The sequence below is a fragment of the Bradyrhizobium sp. genome, from assembly GCF_035570375.1.
Lineage (GTDB): Bacteria > Pseudomonadota > Alphaproteobacteria > Rhizobiales > Xanthobacteraceae > Bradyrhizobium.
This window is the reverse complement of the sequence record NZ_DATMLW010000073.1, coordinates 32,758-57,371: the sequence shown is the minus strand read 5'-3', so window position 1 is coordinate 57,371 and position 24,614 is coordinate 32,758. Positions and strand designations below refer to the sequence as shown.

The following is a 24,614-nucleotide window of genomic DNA, read 5'->3' as shown; positions in this document are numbered from 1 at the left end:
TTACGAAAGTCTGGTCGCCGTGATCGCCGGGGAGGCCGGCGCCTACAAGGTGGCGGACGGCCAGTTCGTGTTCCAGTTTCAGCGCACCGTGGACCGTTTCAACGTCGCGAACCACGCAACCGCCGTCGCCGCCAGGCGCGTCGGCGACCTCGCCGAAGAAAGAAAGCGCCTCGATACCTCGCAGCAGGAAGCCTGGGTGCAGTTTGTCACCGGCAAATGATGCCAGGCGTCGGCGAGGGGATAAAAACGACCCGACGGGCAAATCACTTGCGTTTTTTCAACTTCCTCTGTCCAGCCCCTTTTGCAAAAATATTCTGATTTTCCGAATAAGCGAATCACCGTATGACTCCCGCTGTCCTGTCCTTCGGAAGAGGGGCGTTGGCCATCGTCACGAACGTTGGGACGGGATGCGGTGGACGCGAGGAGCGCCAAAGACGAAAGCGCTCTGCTTGCGGACGGAGAAGTCGTGTGGTCCTGACGCCTCGACGCCGGCGTCAAGTTCGTGAGAAGCAAGCTTCTCAGGGATGACGGTGACAAGAAAGCCCGATCACCGGGGAGAGCCTGGAATAAGCCGTAAACCCATCGCGCGGGGAATGCCGGGTGAACCGGTGTGACCTGTGGTGGACTTACTCGTGTGCTTCCATTTTTTGCACGCGAGGCCGCCGGCGCATCGGACGCCCGGCATTCCCTGCGCCCTTTGATTTCGAAGGGTAGATTGCTCATGCACAACTCGGGCGCGTGCGCGTCGCGGGAAGGTGGGTGCTCGTCTGTAGCTACCAACTTCGTCATTCCGGGGCGCCCGAAGGGCGAGCCCGGAATCCATCCGGCCACATCATACGTAGAGAAATGGATTCCGGGCTCGCTCGTTTCACTCGCGCCCCGGAATGACGGAAGGGTTTGTCACTGCAAGCGTGAAGCGTTCGGCTGCGAACAGGGGGTATCAACAAGTGGGCAGAAGATGGTAGGACATCGGCGACCGCCCGTTGCTGCCCACAACATCTTCCCAATTTCTCGCCTTAAAGCTCTACTTGATGAAAAACGACCAGATCCTGAGCCAGATTTCGGAATTCTGCCGGCAGGCGGATATGGCGGAATCGACCTTCGGGCGGCGGGCCGTCAATGACGGCAAGCTGGTGCACCGTCTGCGCGAGGGAAAGCGGATCACCATCGACACGCTGGAGCGCATTCAGGCCTATATCGCTGCTTCCATGCCGGGCGGAATGCCGCCGCCGCGGGGGCTCGAAGTACCCCCGGAAAAGCGCGATCCGAGAGGCAATTTCCGCTTCTTCGAGAACCGCCAGAAATACCTCTTGTTCGTCCATACCTGCAGCGAGAAGCGGGTGAGCGCATTGCGCGTGGCGCTTGAGTTGTCCGGCATCCATCCCCGCCCGCCGGCGCTGCGGGTATTCGATGCAGGCGTTGGGGACGGCACCGTGCTGGCGCGGGTGCTTCGGGCGATGCACAACCGCTTTCCCCATATGCCGTTCTATGTCGCCGGCAAGGAGTTGAGCCTCGAGGATGTGCGGCTGACCCTGGAAAAGGTGCCCGACCGGCTGTTTGAGCACCCGGCTACCGTGTTCGTGCTGACCAACATGTACTACGCCGAGGCGCCCTGGCTTGCCCCTGCCTCGCCGGCCGCGGCCGCCGGCATGATCTGGCACGAATTGCCCTTGAGGGGGGCTTCCTCAGGGGATTTTGAGGCCCAGATCGCGGAACTCGGCCCGTTTCTGGAGCAAAACTGGCGGGCGAGCGTCAGCCCGCGCTCGGGGATGCCTGTCTATGAACGGCCGGTCGCCATCGTGCTTTACCGGGAAGATCACCGTTTCCTGCTCGATTCGATCATCCCGCGCGCGGGCCGAACCGAGGCCAATTTCGACCTCGTCATTGCTTCCCAGCCCTACAGGGCCAAATCGAGCGTGAATTTCCGTGCCAAACGCATCATCGCACCGCTCGCCCGCTCGTTGCGTCCCGGCGGGCGGCTGATCGGAATCCACTCCCATGGCGAGGATCCAGGATTAGAGATCATCCAGGCGGTATGGCCTGGAGAAAATCCTTTCGCGGTCAGCCGTCATGAGCTATTGCGCGCGGTGAAATACGAACTGGGCTCGGGTGGGCGCGACCTTAATTTTAACGCCTACGCCGATAACCGTTCGATCTTTCGTTATGATATGGAAGCGCTGCCAAATGAGGTCACCGGCTCGATCGGAACCTCGACGGCCTTTGCAGCCTGGAACGCGGCAGTGTATGTCGCACAGATTGAAGATGACCGGTTGACGGAAATGACCCAGAGTGGCCGTTATCTTGATGCCGTCAGAGAGGTTTTGCGCAAGCATAACGGACTCTGGTTCTACGACGAATCCTACGTCATCTCGCGCCGTCGCGACTGACAATCAGGACATTTTAGATATCGAGAAAGGACCGCCGGAGGCGGCGGAAAAGGGGCTAGCTTGATGCGCGCGTCTTACTTGTTTACTTCAGAGTCGGTTTCCGAAGGCCACCCCGACAAGGTGTCGGACCAGATTTCGGATGCCATCCTCGACGCCTTCATCGAGAAGGACGTCAAGCTCGGCATTGCCGACGACAGTCTGGTCAACACCAGGCTCGGCTGCGAGACGCTGTGCACGACCAACAAGATCGTGATTGCCGGCGAAGGTCGCGGTCAGCTCTTTCGTACTATCAACGGCGTATCGGTGGTCGATCGCGAGCTGATCAGCCACATCGCCCGCGGCGTGGTCAAGGATATCGGCTACGACCAGAACGGCTTCTCCTATCACGGCGCCGACATCGAGGTATTGCTGCACGGCCAGTCGCCCGACATCGCGATGGGCGTCGACGCCAAGAGAAAGAAGGGCAGCGAGGAGGAAGGGGCCGGCGACCAGGGCATGATGTTCGGTTACGCCTGCACCGAGAGCGAGGTCTACCAGAAGGGCTCGTACATGCCGGCGCCGATTTTCTTCGCGCACCGGATCCTCAAGGTTCTCTCCGAGCAGCGCCGCAACGGTCAGCTGGCCGACCTGCAGCCCGATGCCAAGAGCCAGGTCACGGTGAAATATATCGAGGGCAAACCGGTCGGCTGCACCAAGGTGGTGGTGTCGACCCAGCACAACGAGAAGAGCCGCAACAACAAGAAATACACACCCAGCCTGATCAGGGAGATGATCTCGACGGCCGTGGAATTGGCGCTGCCGAAAGGCTGGATGCCGCAAAGGCCATCCGATTTTCTGGTCAATCCCACCGGCAATTTCGTGGTCGGCGGCCCCGACGGCGACTGCGGCCTCACCGGGCGCAAGATCATCGTCGACACCTATGGCGGCTACGCGCCGCATGGCGGCGGCGCCTTCTCCGGCAAGGACCCGACCAAGGTCGATCGCTCGGCCGCGTATGCAGCGCGCTATCTCGCCAAGAATGTGGTGGCGGCCGGGCTTGCCGAGCGCTGCACCATCCAGGTGGCCTATGCGATCGGGGTTGCCGATCCGATGTCGCTCCTGGTGGACACGCACGGCACCGGCAATGTCGACGAGAAGAAGCTCGAGAAGGTGCTGCCCGAGATGTTCCGCCTCACGCCCACCAACATCCGCCGCACCTTGAAACTCAATCGCCCGATCTATCGCCGCACCGCCGCCTACGGCCATTTCGGCCGTGCGCCGGAAAAGGACGGCGGTTTCTCATGGGAGAGAACCGACCTCGCCGACGAACTCAGGCGCGCGGTGTAACCCTTGCGTCATTCCGGGGCGCTCGCGGCAGCGAGCGAACCCGGAATCCTTATCCATCATTTCGAGATTCCGGGTTCGCCTCTTCGAGGCGCCCCGGAATGACGAGCCAGACAACGGGAATCTCACATGACCGCCACTGCCAAGAAGCCCGCTTTCACCGATTACATCGTCAAGGACATTTCGCTCGCCGAGTTCGGCCGCAAGGAGATTTCGCTCGCCGAGACCGAGATGCCCGGGCTGATGGCCACGCGCGAGGAATATGGATCCAAGCAGCCGCTGAAGGGCGCGCGCATCGCCGGCTCCCTGCACATGACCATCCAGACCGCCGTGCTGATCGAGACGCTTGCGGCACTTGGCGCCGACATCCGCTGGGTTTCCTGCAACATCTATTCGACGCAGGATCACGCCGCGGCGGCCATCGCTGCCGCCGGCATTCCCGTGTTCGCGGTCAAGGGCGAAACGCTCAAGGATTATTGGGACTACACCGCAAAGCTGTTCGACTGGCATGGCGGCGGCACGCCGAACATGATCCTCGATGACGGCGGCGATGCCACCATGCTGGTGCATGCCGGCTATCGTGCGGAAGCGGGCGATACCGCTTTCCTCGACAAACCCGGCTCGGAAGAAGAGGAGATTTTCTACGCGCTGATCAAGCGTCTCCTGAAAGAGAAGCCGAAGGGTTATTTCGCGGAAATCGCCAAAAGCATCAGGGGCGTTTCCGAAGAGACCACCACCGGCGTGCATCGGCTCTACGACATGGAAAAGAAAGGCACGCTGCTGTTCCCGGCCATCAACGTCAACGACAGCGTCACCAAGTCGAAGTTCGACAATCTCTATGGCTGCCGTGAATCGCTGGTTGACGGCATTCGCCGCGGCACCGACGTGATGATGTCGGGCAAGGTCGCGATGGTCGCGGGCTTTGGCGACGTCGGCAAGGGTTCGGCGGCCTCGCTCCGCCAGGCCGGCTGCCGCGTCATGGTCTCCGAGGTTGATCCGATCTGTGCGCTGCAGGCGGCGATGGAAGGATACCAGGTCACGACCATGGAAGATGCGGCGCCGAGTGCCGACATCTTCGTCACCGCGACCGGCAACAAGGACATCATTACCATCGAGCACATGCGCGCGATGAAGGACCGCGCCATCGTCTGCAACATCGGTCACTTCGACAACGAGATCCAGATCGCGCATCTGCGCAACATGAAATGGACCAACATCAAGCCGCAGGTCGATGAGATTACCTTTCCTGATAACAAGCGGATCATCCTGTTGTCGGAAGGACGGCTGGTGAATCTCGGCAATGCCATGGGCCATCCGAGCTTCGTGATGTCGGCCTCCTTCACCAACCAGACGCTGGCGCAGATCGAATTGTTCGCCCAGAACAAGGACGGCAAATACGAGAAGAAAGTCTACGTGCTGCCGAAGACGCTCGACGAGAAAGTGGCGCGGCTGCATCTCAACAAGATCGGCGTCAAATTGACCAAGCTGCGGCCCGACCAGGCCGAATATATCGGGGTGAAGGCGGAAGGCCCGTACAAGCCGGATCATTACCGGTATTGATGTTTGAGCATCATTGCCGGGCTTGACCCTGCTAGGGGCGTTGGCGGAACGCTTCTTTTTTGACGATGCGCCCTCGGTTCTGATCAAGCTGCGCCAGCTCAGTGAATTTCTGGCCAAGGAAATCGCCGCCCGCCACGGTTTGTTGCCCGCAAGCTCCGCGTCATTTGATGAGGTCTTAAGGACCTTGAAGCTGCGGTCGGTTCTTCCCCGTGAAATCACGGACCTCTTTTTTCACCTCAAGCGGGTCGGCAACGCCGCAGTTCACGAGAACATCGGGACCACAGCCGATGCACTTAGCGGCTTGAAAGTGGCCCGTGCCTTGGCCGTCTGGTTTCACCAGAGCTACGGTGGCTCTGCCCAATTCAAACCCGGACCATTCGTCCCGCCCGCCGCGCCTATTGATGCAACGGCAGCGTTGAAGGCGGAGCTGGAGGAGCTTCGGCAACAAGTCCGCGCCAGCGCAGACAATGAGGCGAAGGCGCTGCTGGCCCATCAGGAGGCGGAGGCAGCTCGTCTCAAAGCCACGCTCGATGCAGAGGCATCGCAAGGACCGCGAGTTCTGGGAAAGCTATGCAGCAGAGACCGAGGCGGGACTTCGAAAAACCGAAGCCGCCCTCAAGGAGGCACAGGCCAAGGCAGAGGCTACGCCGCCCCAGCAGCTTGATCTCTTGGCAATGCTTGCCAGCCAGCAGGCCGAAAAGATCGAACTCGATGAGGCCACGACCCGCATCCTGATCGACGATCAACTCCGCGCGGCCGGCTGGACCGTCGATAGCCAGGTATTGCGCCATGCGAACGGTACGCGGCCCAAACTAGGAGAGGCGATTGCAATCGCCGAATGGCCCACCGAGAGTGGTCCGGCTGACTATGCGCTTTTCATCGAAGGGCGTTGTGTTGGCGTGATCGAGGCTAAACGCGGCGTGAAAGACGTCCCCGGCCGTCTTGGCCAATCCAAACGCTACGCCCGCGACATCAAGCTCACGGCGGACGAGACCATCCCGGACAGACCCTGGATTCACAGTCTCGATCAGTTCCGCGTGCCGTTTCTGTTCGTCACCAATGGTCGTCCCTATGTAAGTCCGGAATCTGGTTTTGGGATGCGCGGCCGGGCGGGAGTGACCCGCGCGCGCTCTCGGAATGGTTCTCGCCCCGCGACCTCGTCGAACGGCTCGATCAGGTCACCGATGATGTTCGCGAACTTGCCGAGCGTGAATTGGGTGTCACGGGCCTGCGTCCCTATCAGGAACAGGCGATTGAGGCGGTCCAGTCCGCGATCGCGACAGGACAGCAGAACATCCTGCTGGCGATGGCAACGGGTACAGGCAAGACCCGGCTTGCTATCGCGCTGATGTACGAGCTTTTGCGGCGAAAGCGTTTCCGGCGGATTCTCTTCCTTGTCGATCGGAATGCGCTCGGACGCCAGACGCTCGATGCAATGAGTACCACAGACACCAGCGGCTTCCTGAAATTCGATCAGGTTTTCCCGGTGGCAGATCTCGCGAAGAAGTTTCCGGAGGCGACCGACCGGGTGCAGGTTGCAACGGTGCAGGCCTTGATCCGGCGCATCTTCGAGGACCCCGACGCGGTGCGTCCGACGCCCGGCACTTACGACCTCATTATCGTCGATGAGGCCCATCGCGGCTACACGCTCGATGCCGAGCCGCGCGAAGATGATCTCGGCTTCCGGAATCTCGACGACTATCTCTCAGCCTACCGCCGTGTTCTCGACTATTTCGACGCAACGCGGATCGCACTGACGGCAACGCCAGCCCTGCACACGAGGGAAATATTCGGTCATCCGGTGTTTCGCTATGGCTACCGGCAGGCGGTGATCGACGGCTACCTGATCGACCACCGCCCGCCGCGGCGCATCACTACTGCGTTGAGCCAGACCGGGATCACCTTCGAGCCGGGTGAGGAGGTCAATATCGTCGATCCCCGGACCGGCCAGATCGACCTCTTCAACCTTGAGGACCAGGTCGATTTCGAGGTCGCAGAGTTCAACAAGAAGGTCTATACGCGCGCCTTCAATCGTGCCGTGGCCGACGCCATCGCGCGGGAATGCCCGCCCGTCGAACGGGGCAAGACACTGCTTTTCGCCGCCCGTGACGACCACGCGGATATCCTGGTCGATGAGTTGCGCGCGGCGCTCAACGAGGAATACGGGCCGCAACCGCACGATCTCGTCGAGAAGATCACAGGGTCAGTGGACCAGCCGCTCGACCGGATCAAGGCGTTCAAGAACGATCCCCGGCCGAAATACGTGGTCACCGTCGATCTGCTCACCACCGGTATTGACGTGCCAGCGATCACCAACCTCGTTTTCGTCCGGCGGGTCAACAGCCGCATTCTCTACGACCAGATGATCGGCCGCGCGACACGGCGCTGCGACGAGATCGGCAAGGAGTTCTTTCGCATCTTCGACGCTGTCGATATCTACGCCAATCTGCAGGAAGTCACCGATATGCGGCCGGTGGTCGTCGATCCCGGGCTGTCATTCGTGACATTGGTCGGCGATCTCGAACGCGCAACCACAGACGAGGATCGTGCCTTCGTCCGCGACCAGATCGTGGTTAAGCTGCGCCAGCGGATCAAGCATATCGACGCGAACGAACGAGAGACCCTGGAAACGGTCCTCGGGCCGCTGACTGATCTCGCCGATCGCCTCAAGTCCGCTGCACCCCTGGAAACAGTGGCGCTGTTCCGCCAGCATCCGCTGCTGGCGTCGGTCCTCGATGCGGCCAATCCGACCCGCAAACGAGATGGAATGTATATCTCCGAGCACGCCGACGAGATCATCAGCGTCGAGGACGATTACGGCGGCAAGGCGAGTCCTGCCGACTATATCGAAAGCTTCGAGAGGTTCGTGCGCGACAACATGAATGCCGCGCCGGCCTTGATCGCCGCGACCCAAAAGCCGCGCGAACTGACGCGCAAAGAGCTGAAGGCCCTTGCAGTTCTGCTCGACGAAAACGGTTTTTCCGAAGCGAGCCTCCGCCAGGCCTATGGCCGGGCGCGCAATGCCGACATTGCCGCCCACATCATCGGGTTCGTCCGTCAGGCCGCGCTCGGCGATCCCTTGGTTCCCTACGAGACGCGGGTTCAAAACGGGGTGCAGCAAATCATTTCAAGCCGCAATTGGACAGCAAATCAGAGGAAGTGGCTGGAACGAATTGGGCGCGCACTAAAGGCCCAGCCGGTCGGCGATCCAGAAATCCTCGCCGACCCGCTTTTTGCACAGGCTGGCGGCTTTGAGACGGTAGACCGCGAGTTCGATCACGGGCTAGGTGATGTCCTGAAAGATCTCAACAGCGCCATCTGGGATCACCACGTTGCATAGGCAGAACCAGAAATGAATCCATCGATCGATCTCGTCAATCGCCTGTGGCGCCTGTGTACGCTGTTGCGCAAGGATGACGTGACCTACCAGCAATATGTAACGGAGCTGACCTATCTCCTGTTCCTGAAAATGGCATCGGAGCAGAAGGACGAAAGCCGCATTCCCGAGAAATATCGCTGGGCCGCGCTGAAGTCGGCCAGTGAGACCGAGGTTCTGCAGCGTTACCGCCAGGCGCTGATCGATCTTGGCGACGGCACCAAGATCGCCGACCGCTCGGTGGTCGCGATCTTCCAGAACGCCGCCACCATTGTCCGCGAGCCGGCCAATCTGCGGAAGCTGATCGATGCCATCGACGGCCTGCACTGGTTCAGCGAGGAGCGCGACGCCTTCGGCGACACTTATGAAGGCCTGTTGCAGAAGATGGCGGAGGAGACCAAGCGCGGGGCCGGGCAGTATTTCACGCCGCGCGTGCTGATCAAAGTGATGGTTGGCCTGATGCAGCCCAAACCCGGCGAGGTGATCCGGGACCCTGCGGCAGGCACCGGCGGCTTCCTGATTGCCGCGGATCGCTGGATGCGCGCTGCAACGGACGAATATTTTGAACTTTCGCCCAAGCAGCAAACGTTCCAGCTTCAATCCGCCTTGCGCGGCCTTGAAAACGTGCAGGACACGTTTCGCCTGCTTCTGATGAATCTGCATCTGCACAAGATCGATCCTGACCATCTGGACTTTGCCGATACGCTATCGCCGAACGGGGCGCAGCCGAAATTCAAGAATGCCGATCTCATCCTGACCAATCCGCCGTTCGGCCCGGCCGGTGGACCACCAACCCGAGATGACCTGACCATCACCGACCGGGTCTCGTCCTATCAACTACCGTTCGTCGAGCATTGCATCCGCGCGCTTAAGCTGGGCGGCCGGGCGGCCGTGGTTGTCCCCGACAACGTGCTGTTCGACGGATGGCCGCGGCAAGGCGCTGCGGCAGCGACTGATGAACTGGTGCGACCTCCACACCATACTGCGGCTGCCGACAGGAATCTTCTATGCGCAAGGCGTGAAAACCAACGTGCTGTTCTTCGTCCGAAGCGAGGAGGAAGCACCGGCGGAGGACGCGCCAAAGGCTGTTTGGATTTACGACATGCGCTCGGGCGCACCGCCCTATGGCAAGACCAATCCGCTGAAGCCGTCCGACTTCGATGACTTCGTTCGTGCGTTTGGCGACGATCCATATGGTCGCGCGACCCGGAAGGACAAAGGTGAGACCGGCCACTTCCGGCGCTTCACTCGTGAGGAAGTCGCCGCGCGCGCTGACAATCTCGACATCACCTGGCTCAAGGACACCAGCGCCGATGCTGAGGATGGGCTGGAAACGCCGGAGGAGATTGCGTCGGCGATCGAGGGGCATTTGGCGGCGGCGTTGGAGGAAGTCCGCGCCTTGGTCGAGGAGCTTGGGGCGGAAGCGACCGAGCCAGCGATTGAGGAGGCTGCAGAGCGAATTTGCCTGAAGGATGGACAATTGCGAATGTTGATGAACTCGCTGGCTCAACCGGATTGGTCGCCGACGGAGATTGGGTCGAAAGCAAAGATCAAGATAGTGAAGGCGGCGTCCGTTTAGTGCAGCTCGCCGATATCGGCGAGGGTGAATTTCGAGATCGCTCAAGGCGCTTCATGCGTCAGGAAGTCGCTGATCGGCTGCGGTGCACTTACCTGAAACCTGGCGACGTACTGATAGCGCGCATGCCCGACCCATTGGGACGCGCCTGCGTATTTCCTGGACTCCAGCAACCAGCCGTAACAGCAGTCGATGTAATGATTTGGCGAACGGATGGTTCACTGTCTCATCCGGACTGGTTTGCAAAAATTCTCAACAGTCCCCTCGTGCGATCGAAAATGATCGAAGGGGCAAGCGGAACGACCCGGCAGCGGATTGCAGGCGGCCGAATCAAGGAAATGACCCTTCCTCTCCCTCCGTTAGCCGAGCAACGACGCATCGTTGCGAAGTTGGACACGCTAACGGCGCACATCGCCCGCGCACGGGCAGAGCTAGATCGCGTGCCACAGCTCGCCGAGAAGCTGCGTTTAGAGGTACTGCGAGCTGTTTTTCATTGGAAGGCGGTTGATCTGCCAAGTGGCTGGTTGCTCAAACGTTTGGATGAGATCGGTGATGTTCAACTCGGCCGACAGCGGTCTCCCAAGGATCACGAAGGTCCGAACATGCGACCCTATCTTCGGGCTGCAAATATAACCTGGACCGGATGGGATTTGTCTGACGTCAAAAAAATGAACTTCTCTCCAGCGGAGTTCAAAACATTTCGACTGATGCGTGGCGATGTTCTTTTGAACGAAGGCTCGGGTAGTGCAAAGGAGGTAGGTAAGCCAGCAGTTTGGAACGGCGACTTAAAGGATGTTTGCTTCCAAAATACACTTCTCCGAATAAGGCCTCGCGAATACGATCCTGATCTTCTCAGATATTCCCTGCTGTTTATCGCGCGAAGTGGCGGATTCATTGCCAATACGCAGGGGGTCAACATTATCCATATTGGTAAGGCTGGCCTCGCGCGAACCGTTATTCCAGTTCCTCCTGCAAATCAGCAAAGGGATTTGCTTGAATTGATTGAGGAGGCATTCGCTCGCGCCGACCGACTCGAAGCCGAAGCCGCGCGCGCTCGCGCGTTGCTCGATCGCCTCGAATCCGCGATCCTTGCCAAGGCCTTCAGAGGCGAGCTGGTGCGGCAAGACCCGAATGATGAACCGGCGAGCGTCCTCCTTGAGCGGATTCGATCGCAGCGCACGGAAGCGTCCAATGGCAAGCGGAGCCGTCGTTCTGCTGCGGCGGCATCAACGTTGGTTGACTTGAGTTGAGGCGTGCCAACCCATCGACAACTTGGGCAACTGCGAAGGACTTTGAAGCAATGGCGGAAGAACATCCAATCTGGGGGATTCACATGAACAGGGATTTTGGAACCCGCCCCATTTCAGAAGGCTTTGTCGCAATCGGCTGGAAGGCCATGGGCGACCTGTCGGCTTTGCCTCCCAACAGGGAAGGTTTCAAGAAAGCAGTCTCTTCAATCTATCCCAGCGTGAAACCCGGCGCGGTCCCTGTGATAGCGGGGACCTTGTTTAAATTCATACACGAGATCAAGAAGGGTGATTTGGTCATCTACCCTTCAAAGATCGATAAAATGGTCAATTTGGGCATCGTGCAGGGCGACTATGAGTTCAAGCCTGCAGCCGATGATCTCGGATGCCCCAATCGCCGGGCGATCAAATGGACCAGCCATCTTCCACGTGCAGCCTTTTCCCAGACAGCTCTTCACGAAATTGGATCGGCGGTCACGCTTTTCAGCGTCAAGAACAATGCTGAAGAGTTCATGGCTGCGTTCGAAGGAAAGCCGCTTCACAGCGATGATGTGGATGCAGAAACCGGTAACGCGGCCGCTGTGCTGGCGGAGGAGGAGATAGAGGATTTCGTCATTAAACGGTTGAAGTCGGGCCTATCATTTCGGCAATTCGAATTTTTCATTGCTCACTTGCTGGAGTGCATGGGCTATCATTGCAGGGTAACGCAAGCGACCGGCGACGGCGGCGTTGACGTTGTCGCCCACAAGGACGAGCTAGGGTTTCATGACGTTGTCAAAGTGCAATGCAAGCAGACGCTCAACACCATAGGCCAGCCGCAGGTCGCGCAGCTTTACGGACATGTGCAGGATGATGAGCACGGCCTCTTCGTGACACTCGGGGCGTTTTCCACGCCTGCGATCGAGTTCGAAAGGGCAAATCAAAACCTCCGCCTGATCGGAGGCGAGGAGTTGATCAAGCTCATCTTTGACCACTACGAGGATTTCGACCCGCAGTATCGGATGTTGCTGCCGCTGAAGCGGGTTTATGTCGTGGCGCCGACAACCGGAGAGGACCTGATCTAGGCCAATCGCGATTTTGGGAAAGACATCCAGAGGAAAGATGAACCGTAGTTACCTTTATTTCGCTGTGGCCGGCAATTCGGCCCGGCTTTTCCCGTCCAAGTGCGGGCCATTGTGCCCAGGCATCCATATCTTTACAGTCCATCTAGCTGTCGAAGACGTGGATGGTCGGGATGAAGCCCGGCCACGACGACGATAGAGTCGAGCGGATGCAAACGACCCAACAACCCGAACATTTCGACGTCATCATCGTCGGCGCCGGGCTCTCCGGCATCGGTGCCGGTTATCACTTGCAGCACAAGTGCCCGTCCAAGAATTTCATCATCCTCGAGGGCCGCGAGCGCAGCGGCGGCACCTGGGACCTGTTCCGCTATCCCGGCATTCGATCCGACAGCGACATGTTCACGATGGGCTACTCGTTCAAGCCGTGGAACGAGCCGAAGGCGATTGCGGACGGGTCGCACATCCTCAATTATGTCCGCGAGACCGCAGCCGAGAACGGCATCGACAGCAAGATCCGCTTCCGTCACCGCGTCAGGCACGCCTCCTGGTCGACAACGGACGCGCGCTGGACGCTCGAGGTCGAGCGCACATCAGGCGAAGGCGCAAGCGAGATCGTGCGCTTCACCTGCAATTTCCTGTTCATGTGCTCCGGCTATTACCGGTATGAGGAAGGCTACACGCCGGAATTTTCAGGCCGCGAGAATTTCAGGGGCGAAATCGTCCATCCGCAAAAATGGCCAAATCATCTCGATTACGCGGGAAAACGCGTGGTGGTGATCGGATCGGGCGCCACCGCCGTGACGCTGGTACCGGAGATGGCGAAAACCGCCGGCCACGTCACCATGCTGCAGCGCTCGCCAACCTATGTGGTGTCGCGCCCGGCGCAGGATCAGCTCGCCATGAACTTGCGGGCGAGGCTCGGGGATAAGATGGCCTATCACCTGATCCGCTGGCGCAACGTGCTGCTCGGCATGTGGTTCTTCCAGTTCGCAAGGCGCAGGCCGGAGAAGGTCAGGAAACTGATCCTCGGCGGCGTGCGGATGGCTCTCGGTCCCGACTTCGACGTCGCGACCCATTTCAACCCGCGCTACAACCCGTGGGACCAGCGGCTTTGCCTGGTGCCCGACGGCGACCTCTTCAACACGATCAGGGAAAAGCGCGCCTCGGTCGTGACGAACGAGATCGACCGCTTCACCGAACGCGGCATTCGCCTCAAGGACGGCAGCGAACTCGAAGCCGACATCATCGTCACCGCGACCGGATTGGTGCTGCAATTGTTCGGCGGCATGGAAGTAGCCGTTGACGGCCACGCGGTCGATTTCGCGAAGGTGATGAGCTACAAGGGCATGATGTATTCGGGCGTACCCAATCTGGCCTCCGCCTTCGGCTACACCAACGCGTCCTGGACGTTGAAGTGCGATCTCACCTGCGAATATGTCTGCCGGCTCATCAATTACATGGACCGGCATGGCTACAAGAGTTGCGTGCCGCATAATGTCGATCCCTCCGTCACCGAAGTGCCGTGGATCGATTTCTCGTCAGGTTATGTGCAGCGCTCGATCGCGCAGATGCCCAAGCAGGGCTCGAAGCGGCCGTGGCGGCTCTACCAGAACTACGTGCTCGACATCATCACGCTGCGGTTGGGGCGCGTCGATGACGGCGTGATGCGGTATTCCTGAGCAGTCCCATAATCGGCGGTCGTTCCGGAACAGTTAACGCTACATTAATCGGTGCACCGCAAGATGGACGGCTCAGGCTCAAGACGCGTGAGAAAGCCCATGGACGCCCAGGGAATTGCCATCGAAGCTTTGGTGGCGTTGACCAATTGCGATCGTGAAATGGCCACCGCGTTCATCCGTCGTCTTTATCTTTCCGGTGTGAAGGACCCGAAGCGCCTGACCTTCAAGGGCTTGCAGGCGCTGGCAAGGGCGTAACTCGTGTTCTCAGTCGTCATGGCCGGGCTTGACCCGGCCATCCACGCCTTTCTTGTTCGCGTCGCCAAAAACATGGATGCCCGGCACAAGGCCGGGCATGACGGCTAGCGTTCGAAATGCCTGTCCTTTAATCCGCCTTGCCGATCGCAACCCTCAGCGTGCCGACGCCGTCGACCCCGCATTCGATCTTGTCGCCAGGGGAGAGTGCGGCGACGCCAGCCGGCGTCCCGGTCATGATGATGTCCCCCGCGCCGAGGGACACCTGCTGCGATAATTGCCAGATAATTTCCGGCACGCTCCAGATCAGCTCGGTCAGGTCGCCCTTCTGCCTTTCGGTGCCGTTGACCGAGAGCCAGATCTTGCCTTTCGACGGGTGGCCGATCCTTGAAGCCGGCTGCAAGGCGCCGCAGGGCGCGGAATGGTCGAACGACTTGCCGACTTCCCAGGGCCGCTCCTTCTTGCGCGCGGCGAGTTGCAGGTCGCGGCGGGTCAAGTCGATGCCGACCGCATAGCCCCAGACGTGATCGAGTGCCTTGTCGGCGGGAATGTTCAAGCCGCCGCTCTTCATGGCCACGATCAATTCGACTTCGTGGTGCAGGTCCTTGGTCAGCGGGGGGTAGGGGATAGTGGCGCCGTCGGCTTCGAGCATGTCGGGATGTTTGGCGAAGAAGAACGGCGGTGCGCGCTCATCGTTTCCCATCTCGCGGATGTGCTCCAGATAGTTCCGCCCAACGCACCAGATGCGCCGCACCGGAAAGGATTTGGAATCTCCGCTGACCGCAATCGCGGCCTGCGGAGGAGGGGGGATGACGAAGGATGAGGCGTTCATGAAGCAGTCTCAGCGGGTTGGGATTGGAACTTCGATTCAGGCCTTAAGCGGTTGCGCTGATCGGCGCCAGCGACGGGGTAGCCTGGCGCTGCTGCAGGCGGAAGAACGACGCATAGCGTCCGGCGCGGCGCAGGAGATCGTCATGCCGCCCGCGCTCGACGACCTCGCCGCCTTCGACCACGAGAATGGCGTCGGCGTGCATGATGGTGTGCAGGCGGTGGGCAATGACGATGGTAGTGCGGTTATGGCACAGATGTTCGATCGCTTCCTGCACCTGCCTTTCCGATTCGGAGTCGAGCGCGGCGGTCGCCTCGTCGAGCAGGATGATGGGCGCGTTTTTCAGCAGCGCACGCGCCACCGCAATGCGCTGGCGCTGGCCACCTGACAATTGCATGCCGTGCTCGCCGACCGGCGTGTCGTAGCCAAGCGGAAAACCCAGGATGAATTCGTGCGCGCAGGCCGCCTTCGCAGCAGCGACGATCTCTTCCTCGCTCGGGTCATGTTTGCCGAACGCGATATTGGCGCGAATGGTGTCGCGGAACAGGTAGACGTCCTGGCCGACAAAAGCGGTCTGCTGGCGAAGCGATTTGCGCGACACCGACGAGATCGACTGTCCGTCGATCAGGATCTCGCCGTCATTCACCTCATAGAATCGCAAGAGCAGCGCCAGCACCGTCGACTTGCCGCCGCCGGAAGGGCCGACGAGCGCGGTGACCTTCCCGGGTTCGGCGACGAAGCTCATGCGATTGAGCACCGGCTCGTTTGCCCGGTAGGCGAAGTTTACATTACGCAGTTCGACGCGCGCCTCGGAGAGTTTGAGCGCCGGCCTGCCGTCGTCTTCGGGTTCGCTGGCCGGACTGTCGATGATCTCAAGCAGTTTCCTGGCGCCGATCAGGCTGCTGTTCAACTCGATATTGAGGCGAGCCAGGCGCTTGGCGGGCTCATAAGCCAGCAGGAATGCGGTCAGGAACGAAAAAAACTGGCCGGGCTTGGCGCCCCATGCGATGACGCTGTAGCCGCCATACATCAGTCCGCCCGCGATTGCCAGGCCGCCGAGCGTCTCCATCAGCGGGCTCGAACGATTGAAGACCCGCGCCATCTTGTTGGCGTTGCTTTCGACCGCCGTGATGCTGGCGTCGATGCGCTCGCGCATGGTCTGTTCCAGCGTGAAGGCCTTCACCGTGCGGATGCCCTGCAGCGATTCCTGCATGGTCTCCATAATGTCGGCGGTGCCGGTGAACTGATTGTGGGCCAGCCCCTTGATCCGTTTCACCAGTTTGCGCAGCACCAGCATCGCTGGTGGCGCAACTGCGAACCCAAGCAGCGACATCCATGGATCCTGCGTCACCATCACGGCGATCAGCCCAATCAGGGACAACACATCGCGGCCCACGGCGTTGATCAGGAGATTGAGGACCTGGGTGACGGAATTGGCGCCTGCCGTCAGACGCGCCAGAAATTCGGACGAATGCCGCGCGGAGAAAAAGCCCACGCTCTCGCGCATCAGCTTGGCAAACAGCGCCCGCTGGTTGTTGGCGAGGATAGCGTTGGAAATCTTCGACAGAATCACCTGATGACCGTAGGTCGCCGCGCCCTTGATCAGGAAGATGACGATGGTGATCGTGGAAAGGATCGCAATCCCGCGGATGTTCTTGTCGACATAGGCCTGATTGATGACCTGGCCGAGCAGGTAGGCGGAACCCGCGGTGGCCGCCGCCGAAACCGCCATCAGCGCAAACGCCTGCAGGTAGCGTCGCCAGTAGGCGGCGCCCTGTTCCATGACCAGGCGGCGAATCAGGATCGCCGCGCCATAGGGATCATCGGTGATTTTCGTGGGAAGTTCGGTCATCCGCGTTCCATTGACAGTCCTGGGCGGCTCTTGCGACGCCCCAGCTGTCAGGGTTGCTCCGAAACCTCCGTTTCCTTGCCCGCTATGGGCGGTTTTTTCAAGCTAAATCAGAACTGGTCAGGGCTTGCGGCGAATGAGAATTTCAGGCCGATTTCGCCTGCGCGAGCTTCGGCACCGCAAGATGGAGCCCGACGTGGCACTTCAGAATATTTCCGCCGAAAATCTGCAAGTCGTCGTGCCTAACCTGCACAGGCGGTATTCCGGCGTCACGGCAACCAACCGCATGGTGGCGCCGAAGCTTGCGAAAATGTTCCGCGCCGCGTGGCTCGGTCGCAACCGACCCGAAGGCATCGCCGAAATCGGATTTTCCGGTCTGCTGAAATTGTGGCGGAGCCAGACGCCGCTGATCTGGCATGCGCGCCGCAACAACGAGATGATCGTGGGCGTCTTGCTGCGCTTTCTCGGCTGGCCGTTCAAACTGGTTTTCACTTCTGCGGCCCAGCGGCATCACAGCTGGGTCACGCGATGGCTGATCCGGCGGATGGATGCGATCATCGCCACCAGCGAAGCTTCCGCGTCGTTTCTCAAGCGCAAGGCAACCGTGATTTTGCACGGCGTCGATACCGATCGATATGCGCCGCCGCTCGATCGCGCCGCCGCCTTCGCCGAAACCGGCCTGCCGGGCCGCTGTGCCATCGGCTGCTTTGGCCGGGTGCGCGCGCAAAAGGGCACGGACGTGTTCGTCGAAGCGATGTGCCGGCTGTTGCCGCATTATCCGGATTTTACGGCGGTCGTGGTCGGAGCGATCACGGTCGAGCAGCAGGGCTTTGCCGGCGATCTGAAGAAGCGGATCGAGACTGCGCGCCTTCAATCGCGCTTCCTCATCACGGGCGAAGTGCCGATCGAAGAGGTGCCGCGCTGGTACCAGCGGCTGACGATCTATGCTTTCACCTCGCGCAATGAAGGTTTCGGCCTGACGCTGATCGAGGCGATGTCGGCGGGATGCGCGCTGGTAGCCTCGCGCGCGGGTGCCGCTGAAGTCGTGGTCGAGGAGGGCGTCAGCGGCGTGCTGACACCACCGGGCGACGTCGATGCGCTGGTGGCGGCGCTCGAGCCCTTGATGCGCGATCCTTCCCTTGCGACGGCGATGGGCGAACGCGCGCGGGCGAAGGTTTTGGAGAAGTTCAGCCTGGATGCGGAGGCAAACGCGATCGCGAAGGTTTATCGCGCCTTGATCTGAGCCATGACATCGGCGACAAAGGCGTCGAGGTCGCCGCCTTCGAACAGAAAGCCCGGAAGGTCCGCGGCCTTCGCCGCCTCGATGTCGCTCGCGCGATCGCCGATGACAAAACTGCCTTGATGCCGCACCGGCCAATGCGCCATGAGGTCATGGATCATTCCAGGGCTGGGCTTTCGCCAGTGATGGTCCTCAAGATATCCTTCGACCGAACCATCGGGATGATGCGGGCAATAGCGGACGTCGTCGATATGCGCGCCCTGTGCTGCAAGTTCCTCGCGCATCCAGTCGTGCAGGGTATTGAGATCGCTTTCGGTGAAAAAGCCGCGCGCCACGCCGGATTGATTGGTGAAAAAGAACACGAAATAGCCCGCGTCGTTGAGCCTGCGGATCGCCCTTGCCGCGTTCGGCATCCAGCGGATGCGCTCCCGCGTGCCCATGTAGCCGTCGTCGTGGTTGACCACGCCGTCGCGATCGAGGAATGCGGCGGGCCTCGTTGCGGAGCGGGCGAAATCGGCGCCGCTCATGTTCGGGGGGCCTCGCGCATCATGGCCTGTTCGATCGCCTCGCAAATGCCGTGCGCGACCGCGATGTGGATTTGCTGGATGACCGGCGTGTCGTTGCTGGGCGCGACCAGAAGATGATCGCAGAGCGCCGAAAGCCTCTCGCCTCTCTCGCCCGTCATTCCGACGGTGACAATGCCGCGCTCGCGCGCCGTGGTCAGCGCGGCCAGAATATTGGGCGAGCGGCCCGAGGTCGAAAGCGCGAGCAGCGCATCACCGCGTCGGCCGAGACCTGCGATCTGCCGCGCGAACACCTGTTCGAAACCATAGTCGTTGGCAATTGCGGTCAGCGCCGAGGTGTCGGTGGTCAGCGCGATCGCCGCATAAGCCGGCCGGTCCTGCTTGTAGCGGCCGACGATTTCGGCGGCGATATGCTGGGCATCGGCGGCGCTGCCTCCATTGCCGACGATCAGGAGCTTGTTGCCGCCACGCAGTGTTTTGGTGATGACTTCGGCGATCTTCCGCGCAGCCGCAAGCAAGCTTTCGTCCTTGACCGCGCGCTCAAGGGCGGCGAGCGAAAGCGCCAGATGATCCTCGATCGGGTCGTTGGAATTTTGGCTCAAGCGATACCGTCAAAGTTTGAGGTCTTCGTCCTTGGTAATGACGGCGCTGTCGCCGCGCAAGGTTAACGCGCGCCTATGTGCGCCTGCGCCAGCACGCGCTCGGCAATATCGACAACGTCGGATGCGGGTATTTCCCGCATGCAGCGATGGTCGTTCATGGTGCAAATCGGCCGATGACAGGGTTGGCACGGCACCACGGTCCTGGTCTGAACCGTTGCCGCGAGCGGGTTGAGCGGCGCCCAGTGATAGGGGCTGGTCGGGCCGAAAATGCCGATTGTCGGCGTCCCCAGCGCGGCCGCGACATGCATCAAGCCGGAATCGTTGGAGATCGCCAGCTGGGCTGCCGCCATCGCGAGAATGCCATGGCGCAGGTCGTTTCCCGTGAGGTCGCGCACGCGCGGGCCGCCTTCGGTCACGATTTCGGTAGCGAGAGCCTTTTCGCCGGGGCCGCCGACGACCCAGACGTCAAACCCTCGCTTGGCCAAAATCCGCGCCGCCTGTGCATAGTAGGTCCAGCGCTTGGCGGCCCCGACCGAACCGGGCGCCAGGGCCACGGCGGTTGCCTGGCCTAATCCGCGCGCCTGCCGAAACCGGCTGACGTCTTCTGCTGGCACTTTCAACTGCGGCACCGGCCATTCCGTCGGCAGGACGGCGCGATCGGGCAGCGCCAGCGCGCCGATCTTGTCGATCATGCGGGGCAGGGCTTTTTCACCCCAGCGCCATCGGTTAATGAGGCCAAATCTCATTTCGCCGACAAAGCCCACCCGTTCCGGGATGGCCGCGAGCGTCGGCGCGATCGCCGATTTCCAGGTCCGGGGCAGGACGATGGCCGTACCGTAGTTCCTGGCGCGGAGCTTTTCCGCCAGTGCCCGCTGCTTGGCGAGAGCGAGCCGGCTGCGCGGCAGATCCCAGACGATGCCGGCGCGGACCCCCGGCATATAATCGATCAGGGGGGCGCAGAGGGTCGTCGTGAGCAGGTCTATCGGCCGGTTGGGCCAGCGCTGGTTGAGCACCCGGACGAGGCTATGCCCGCGCACGAAGTCGCCGATCCACATATACGGAATAATCAGGATCGGCCTTGTATCCGCGGCCTCCTCGATCGTGACATCATTCTCTGAATATATGTTCATTTCTTACAGCGGGCGCTGCATCCTTCTGCAGCCTGTCGGTAACTGCTCCTTGTGGCGGGGTAAAGCCGGCAATGCGACGGTTTTCACTGTGCCCGGCGACCCAAGTTGCTTGCGGGCAAGGAGTGGGGCAAAGCTGGCGGCAGATGGAGGGCAGGGCGCGGAATGTTGCTGGTGACCGGCGGCGCCGGTTTTATCGGGTCGAATGTCGTGGCAGCGCTCAACGAGGCTGGCCGCACGGATGTCGTTGTCTGCGACGTGCTCGGCGAGGCCGGTAAATGGCGCAACCTCGCCAAGCGCCAACTCGCCGACATCGTGCCTCCGAAGGAACTGCCGGATTGGCTGAAGGGCCGCCGGCTTGATGCGATCATCCACATGGGCGCCATTTCCGAAACCACGGCGACCGACGGCGATCTCGTGATCGAGACCAATTTTCGTCTTCCCATGCGGCTTTTGGACTGGTGCACGGCCAATCCGACGCCGTTCATCTACGCGTCCTCGGCGGCGACTTACGGCGACGGCACGCAGGGGTTTGCGGACGATCGGTCGTCTTCGGCGCTGAAGGCGCTGCGGCCGATGAACCTCTATGGCTGGAGCAAGCATCTTTTCGACCTCGCCGTTTCCGAGCGCGCAGGCAGAGGCGAAAAACTGCCGCCGCAATGGGCCGGGTTGAAATTCTTCAACGTGTTCGGCCCCAATGAATATCACAAGGGCGCGATGATGAGCGTGCTGGCGCGGCGCTTCGATGAGCTGCGTGCCGGTCGCGTGGTGGAATTGTTCAAGTCGCACCGCGAAGGCATCGCCGACGGCGATCAGCGGCGCGATTTCATCTATGTCGACGACGCCGTGCGCGTGGCGATGTGGCTGCTCGCCACGCCATCGGTCTCGGGCATTTTCAACGTCGGCACCGGCAAGGCCCGCAGCTTCAAGGATCTGATGCTAGCGGCCTATGCCGCCCTGGGAATGCCTGCGAACCTTCGCTATGTCGACATGCCCTTGTCGATCCGCGACAGCTACCAGTATTTCACCCAAGGCGATGTCGCCCGCCTGCAGCGTGCCGGCTATAACGGCGGCTTCACGCCGCTGGAGGAGACCGTCGGCCTCTATGTCAAGGGCTACCTCGATCGCGCCGATCCCTATCGCTGAGCGCGTCACGGATAACGGGAACCAATGTTCGATTTCGAAGCCCTGACTGATGAGATTGCCGGCAAGACCGTGCTCTGCGTCGGCGACCTCATGCTCGACGAATTCGTCTATGGCGAGGTGTCGAGGGTTTCGCCGGAGGCGCCCGCGCCGGTGATTGCCGTGCAGCGGAGCGAGACCAATATCGGCGGAGCGGGGAACGTGGCGCGCAATGTGGCCTCGCTTGGCGGGCGTTGCATTTTCGTCGGCCTGGTCGGTGACGACGATGCGGGAAGTAAGCTTAGGGCCGCGCTCGCGAAGGAGGCCAGAATCGAAAGCGTTCTGGTTTGCGATTCGACACGGCCGACCACGCGAAAGGTGCGCTTCGTCTCCGAACATTTCTCCACCCATATGCTGCGCGCGGATTGGGAACTGGCACGACCGGCGGCGGCCGAAACCGAGCAGAAACTGATCGACGCGATTTTGCCGCTGGTGCCGCGAGCCGACATCGTGCTGTTGTCCGACTATGCCAAGGGGACGCTGACCGCGCGCGTGATCCGCAATGTCATCAATGCCGCGCGCAAGCTCGGCAAGGCCGTGATCGTCGATCCCAAGAGCCTCAATTTCGCGATCTATCGCGGTGCGACCCTGCTCACGCCGAATCGCAAGGAGTTTGCGGAAGCAACCCGAAGCCTGGCGGATTCGACCGAGAGCATTGCGGCTGCCGCGCAGGACGCAATCCAGCTTGCCGACTGCGAGGCCATTCTGGTCACGCAAAGCGAACACGGCATGACGCTGGTGCCGCGCAAGGGCGAGGCGATTCATGTGCCGGCGCACCCGGTGAAGGTGCGCGACGTCTCGGGCGCGGGCGATACGGTTGCCGCGGTGCTTGCCGCCGTGCTTGCGGCAGGGGCGGATTGGGAAACCGCCCTGCGGATGGCGAATGCCGCAGCCGCGGTCGCGGTCGGCAAGAAGGGTACGGCCAGCGTAACCTCGGCCGAATTACGGCGGAAAATCCTGCCGCATGCGTTCCTCGCGGCGGAGGAAAAAATCGTCTCCGATGGCGAGCTCGATGAGCGCCTTTCGGATTGGCGTAAGGAAGGCCTGAGGATCGGTTTCACCAACGGCTGTTTCGATATCCTGCATCCCGGCCACGTCAAGCTTCTGACCGCGGCACGTGCCGCCTGCGATCGTCTGATCGTTGGCCTCAACAGCGACGCTTCGGTCATGCGGCTGAAAGGCGAGGGTCGTCCAGTCCAGAACGAGCGGGCGCGAGCGGAAGTTCTCGCCGCACTCGAAGCGGTCGATCTCGTCGTGATCTTCGCGGAAGACACGCCGATCAGGTTGATCACCGCGATCAGGCCGAGCGTGCTGGTGAAGGGTGGCGACTATAGGCGCGAGCAGGTGGTCGGCCACGAGATCGTCGAAGCGCTTGGAGGTGAAGTAGTGCTGATCGACGTCCTGCCGGGCTTTAGCACCACCTCGCTGGTCGATCGCGCGCGCGGAGGCAAAGCGTGAGCGCGGTCGCGGGGGATTCGGTGGGCGCGCTGTTGTGGCGGCGGTTGCGGGATCGGGCCGGCTGGACCGCAGCGACGGATTTTTTCCTGATCCTGGTTGCGCTTGCGCTGCCGTGGTCGACCTCACTGGTCGCGATCTTTGTTGTCGCGGCGCTGGTGACCATGGCGCCGTTCTTCGATGCCAGTGCTTTCCTGCGATCGCTCAAGCGCCCGGCCTCGCTGCTGCCGGCTGCGCTATTTGTCCTGGCGCTCATCGGCACACTGTGGTCGGACGTGCCGTGGGGCGCGCGGATTTACGCCGTTGGCCCCAGCGCAAAGCTGCTGATGGTCCCGATCCTGTTCTATCATTTCGAGCGATCGAGTCGCGGCTTGCAGGTTTTCACGGCATTTCTTGCTTCATGCGTCGCCTTGATGGCGATGTCCTGGTTGGTGGCGTTCGACCCGCATCTTGCGCTGAAATCCGGCGCCCATTACGGCGTGCCGATCAAGAACTATATCGACCAGAGCCAGGAATTCGCACTCTGCGCCGTGGTGCTCGCCTATCCGGCCGTTTTATTGTTCCGGTCGGGAAGGATTGTGCCGGCACTGTTGCTGAGCGCAATCGCGCTGAGCTTCGTCATCAATATGACCTTCGTCGTGGTCTCGCGCACGGCGCTGGTGACGATGCCGGTGATGCTGGCCGTTTTTGCACTCCTGCATCTTGGATGGCGGAGCCGACTGGTGATCTTGTGCGCGGTGATCGTGCTGGCGGGACTGGCGTTTGCGTCCTCGCCGAAATTGCGCTCGACCATCGAAACCTTCTCGAGGGAATACAAGGGCTACGAGGAGCAAAACTTGTCGACATCGATGGGGATGCGGCTGGAATTCTGGAGGAAATCGCTTCGCTTCATTGCCGACGCGCCGGTGCTCGGTCACGGCACGGGATCGATCAAGCGGCTTTTCGAGCAGGCATCAACCGGTCCGGCCGGCGGCGCCTCGGCCGAGGTGATCGCCAATCCGCATAACCAGACGCTGAACGTGGCGGTTCAGTGGGGCGCGCTCGGCGTGATCGTGCTCTATGCCATGTGGCTTTCGCATTTGATGCTGTTCCGTCACGACGGCCTGATGGCCTGGATCGGATTGATGGTCGTGGTCCAGAACTTTTTCACCTCGCTGTTCAACTCCCACATTTTCGATTTCAACGAGGGCTGGATGTACGTTCTCGGCGTCGGCATCGCGGGTGCGAGGATGCTGGAAGAGGGCAGGCGTGAAATGCCGGTGGGAACAACGAATTCGTTACGAACCTGACGGCTGGTGTGCGTGCGCCAGATCAGCTATCAGGGATGCCGTGAAACGAGCCA

20 protein-coding genes and 1 pseudogene are annotated in these 24,614 nt (G+C 61.0%); 16 read left to right on the top strand and 5 right to left on the bottom strand.

The annotated features are described in order from the left end of the window. From VNX23_RS08345 to VNX23_RS08290, 12 genes and pseudogenes are all read left to right on the top strand, one after another. The coding region (locus VNX23_RS08345) for a hypothetical protein (RefSeq protein WP_325628927.1) at nt 1-220 on the top strand (220 nt) is incomplete at its 5' end. A gap of 811 nt (nt 221-1,031) precedes the next feature. Further along, nucleotides 1,032-2,387 carry a hypothetical protein gene (locus VNX23_RS08340; protein ID WP_325628926.1) on the top strand — a complete coding sequence of 452 codons (1,356 nt, stop codon included), beginning with the start codon at nt 1,032-1,034 and terminating at the stop codon, nt 2,385-2,387. A 63-nt stretch (nt 2,388-2,450) separates the two neighbouring features. Further along, the gene (gene metK, locus VNX23_RS08335; RefSeq protein ID WP_325628924.1) at nt 2,451-3,713 is read left to right on the top strand and encodes a methionine adenosyltransferase; all 1,263 of its coding nucleotides are present in this window, start codon (nt 2,451-2,453) and stop codon (nt 3,711-3,713) included. 126 nt (nt 3,714-3,839) lie between these two features. Continuing rightward, the gene (gene ahcY / locus VNX23_RS08330) at nt 3,840-5,270 is read left to right on the top strand and encodes an adenosylhomocysteinase (protein ID WP_325628922.1); all 1,431 of its coding nucleotides are present in this window, start codon (nt 3,840-3,842) and stop codon (nt 5,268-5,270) included. Between the two features lie 40 nt (nt 5,271-5,310). Then, nucleotides 5,311-5,934 carry a DUF4145 domain-containing protein gene (locus VNX23_RS08325; protein WP_325628920.1) on the top strand — a complete coding sequence of 208 codons (624 nt, stop codon included), beginning with the start codon at nt 5,311-5,313 and terminating at the stop codon, nt 5,932-5,934. Nucleotides 5,935-6,219: 285 nt separating this feature from the next. Beyond that, nucleotides 6,220-8,610 carry a type I restriction-modification system endonuclease gene (gene hsdR, locus VNX23_RS08320; protein WP_325628933.1) on the top strand — a complete coding sequence of 797 codons (2,391 nt, stop codon included), beginning with the start codon at nt 6,220-6,222 and terminating at the stop codon, nt 8,608-8,610. 12 nt (nt 8,611-8,622) lie between these two features. After that, nucleotides 8,623-9,510 (top strand): annotated as a pseudogene (locus VNX23_RS08315) (N-6 DNA methylase); the annotation flags it as partial. A 91-nt stretch (nt 9,511-9,601) separates the two neighbouring features. After that, nucleotides 9,602-10,225: an N-6 DNA methylase gene (locus tag VNX23_RS08310; RefSeq protein ID WP_325628919.1), complete on the top strand. Its 624-nt coding sequence runs from the start codon at nt 9,602-9,604 to the stop codon at nt 10,223-10,225. Then, nucleotides 10,162-11,472: a restriction endonuclease subunit S gene (locus tag VNX23_RS08305; RefSeq protein ID WP_325628917.1), complete on the top strand. Its 1,311-nt coding sequence runs from the start codon at nt 10,162-10,164 to the stop codon at nt 11,470-11,472. Before VNX23_RS08310 ends, VNX23_RS08305 begins: the two co-directional genes overlap by 64 nt. Nucleotides 11,473-11,522: 50 nt before the next feature. Then, complete coding sequence (locus VNX23_RS08300) at nt 11,523-12,533, top strand: restriction endonuclease (RefSeq protein WP_325628915.1); 1,011 nt, start codon at nt 11,523-11,525, stop codon at nt 12,531-12,533. 170 nt (nt 12,534-12,703) lie between these two features. Continuing rightward, entirely contained in the window at nt 12,704-14,212 is a 1,509-nt protein-coding gene (locus tag VNX23_RS08295) for an NAD(P)/FAD-dependent oxidoreductase (protein ID WP_325628931.1), read from the top strand. A 99-nt stretch (nt 14,213-14,311) separates the two neighbouring features. Further along, entirely contained in the window at nt 14,312-14,467 is a 156-nt protein-coding gene (locus VNX23_RS08290) for a hypothetical protein (protein WP_325628913.1), read from the top strand. Between the two features lie 127 nt (nt 14,468-14,594). Here the strand turns inward: VNX23_RS08290 and VNX23_RS08285 are convergent, their stop codons facing one another. Continuing rightward, nucleotides 14,595-15,296, bottom strand: coding sequence for a fumarylacetoacetate hydrolase family protein (locus tag VNX23_RS08285; protein WP_325628911.1), 702 nt, complete (start codon nt 15,294-15,296; stop codon nt 14,595-14,597). A gap of 43 nt (nt 15,297-15,339) precedes the next feature. Beyond that, nucleotides 15,340-17,145, bottom strand: coding sequence for an ABC transporter ATP-binding protein (locus tag VNX23_RS08280; protein WP_325628910.1), 1,806 nt, complete (start codon nt 17,143-17,145; stop codon nt 15,340-15,342). Nucleotides 17,146-17,326: 181 nt separating this feature from the next. On the opposite strand from VNX23_RS08280, the gene VNX23_RS08275 reads away from it, so the two are divergent. Then, entirely contained in the window at nt 17,327-18,385 is a 1,059-nt protein-coding gene (locus VNX23_RS08275) for a glycosyltransferase family 4 protein (RefSeq protein ID WP_325628929.1), read from the top strand. Here VNX23_RS08275 and VNX23_RS08270 read toward each other — a convergent pair. The 3 genes from VNX23_RS08270 to waaF all read right to left on the bottom strand — a co-directional run bounded on the left by VNX23_RS08270 (nt 18,367) and on the right by waaF (nt 20,638). Further along, a complete protein-coding gene (locus tag VNX23_RS08270; RefSeq protein WP_325628908.1) occupies nt 18,367-18,909 on the bottom strand; it encodes an HAD family hydrolase in 543 nt (180 codons plus the stop codon). The genes VNX23_RS08275 and VNX23_RS08270 overlap by 19 nt on opposite strands. Next, nucleotides 18,906-19,508 (bottom strand): D-sedoheptulose 7-phosphate isomerase, encoded by a 603-nt coding sequence (locus VNX23_RS08265; protein WP_325628906.1) that lies wholly within the window; start codon nt 19,506-19,508, stop codon nt 18,906-18,908. Before VNX23_RS08265 ends, VNX23_RS08270 begins: the two co-directional genes overlap by 4 nt. A 62-nt stretch (nt 19,509-19,570) precedes the next feature. Then, nucleotides 19,571-20,638 (bottom strand): lipopolysaccharide heptosyltransferase II, encoded by a 1,068-nt coding sequence (gene waaF, locus VNX23_RS08260; protein WP_325628904.1) that lies wholly within the window; start codon nt 20,636-20,638, stop codon nt 19,571-19,573. Between the two features lie 162 nt (nt 20,639-20,800). On the opposite strand from waaF, the gene rfaD reads away from it, so the two are divergent. From rfaD to VNX23_RS08245, 3 genes are read left to right on the top strand one after another with little or no spacing between them, the layout of a single operon-like run. After that, on the top strand, nt 20,801-21,781 hold the full coding sequence (gene rfaD, locus VNX23_RS08255; RefSeq protein ID WP_325628901.1) for an ADP-glyceromanno-heptose 6-epimerase: 981 nt from the start codon (nt 20,801-20,803) through the stop codon (nt 21,779-21,781). A 24-nt stretch (nt 21,782-21,805) separates the two neighbouring features. After that, complete coding sequence (gene rfaE1 / locus VNX23_RS08250; protein ID WP_325628899.1) at nt 21,806-23,275, top strand: D-glycero-beta-D-manno-heptose-7-phosphate kinase; 1,470 nt, start codon at nt 21,806-21,808, stop codon at nt 23,273-23,275. Next, nucleotides 23,272-24,561, top strand: a complete 1,290-nt coding sequence (locus tag VNX23_RS08245) for an O-antigen ligase family protein (RefSeq protein ID WP_325628897.1) — start codon at nt 23,272-23,274, stop codon at nt 24,559-24,561. Before rfaE1 ends, VNX23_RS08245 begins: the two co-directional genes overlap by 4 nt. Nucleotides 24,562-24,614 lie beyond the last annotated feature (53 nt).

Coding starts and splice junctions, on each gene's coding strand:
- VNX23_RS08340 (WP_325628926.1), top strand. CDS start 1,032: ATGAAAAACGACCAGATCCTGAGCCAGATTTCGGAATTCTGCCGGCAG.
- metK (WP_325628924.1), top strand. CDS start 2,451: ATGCGCGCGTCTTACTTGTTTACTTCAGAGTCGGTTTCCGAAGGCCAC.
- ahcY (WP_325628922.1), top strand. CDS start 3,840: ATGACCGCCACTGCCAAGAAGCCCGCTTTCACCGATTACATCGTCAAG.
- VNX23_RS08310 (WP_325628919.1), top strand. CDS start 9,602: ATGAACTGGTGCGACCTCCACACCATACTGCGGCTGCCGACAGGAATC.
- VNX23_RS08300 (WP_325628915.1), top strand. CDS start 11,523: ATGGCGGAAGAACATCCAATCTGGGGGATTCACATGAACAGGGATTTT.
- VNX23_RS08295 (WP_325628931.1), top strand. CDS start 12,704: ATGAAGCCCGGCCACGACGACGATAGAGTCGAGCGGATGCAAACGACC.
- VNX23_RS08290 (WP_325628913.1), top strand. CDS start 14,312: ATGGACGCCCAGGGAATTGCCATCGAAGCTTTGGTGGCGTTGACCAAT.
- VNX23_RS08285 (WP_325628911.1), bottom strand. CDS start 15,296: ATGAACGCCTCATCCTTCGTCATCCCCCCTCCTCCGCAGGCCGCGATT.
- VNX23_RS08280 (WP_325628910.1), bottom strand. CDS start 17,145: ATGACCGAACTTCCCACGAAAATCACCGATGATCCCTATGGCGCGGCG.
- VNX23_RS08275 (WP_325628929.1), top strand. CDS start 17,327: ATGGAGCCCGACGTGGCACTTCAGAATATTTCCGCCGAAAATCTGCAA.
- VNX23_RS08270 (WP_325628908.1), bottom strand. CDS start 18,909: ATGAGCGGCGCCGATTTCGCCCGCTCCGCAACGAGGCCCGCCGCATTC.
- waaF (WP_325628904.1), bottom strand. CDS start 20,638: ATGAACATATATTCAGAGAATGATGTCACGATCGAGGAGGCCGCGGAT.
- rfaD (WP_325628901.1), top strand. CDS start 20,801: ATGTTGCTGGTGACCGGCGGCGCCGGTTTTATCGGGTCGAATGTCGTG.
- rfaE1 (WP_325628899.1), top strand. CDS start 21,806: ATGTTCGATTTCGAAGCCCTGACTGATGAGATTGCCGGCAAGACCGTG.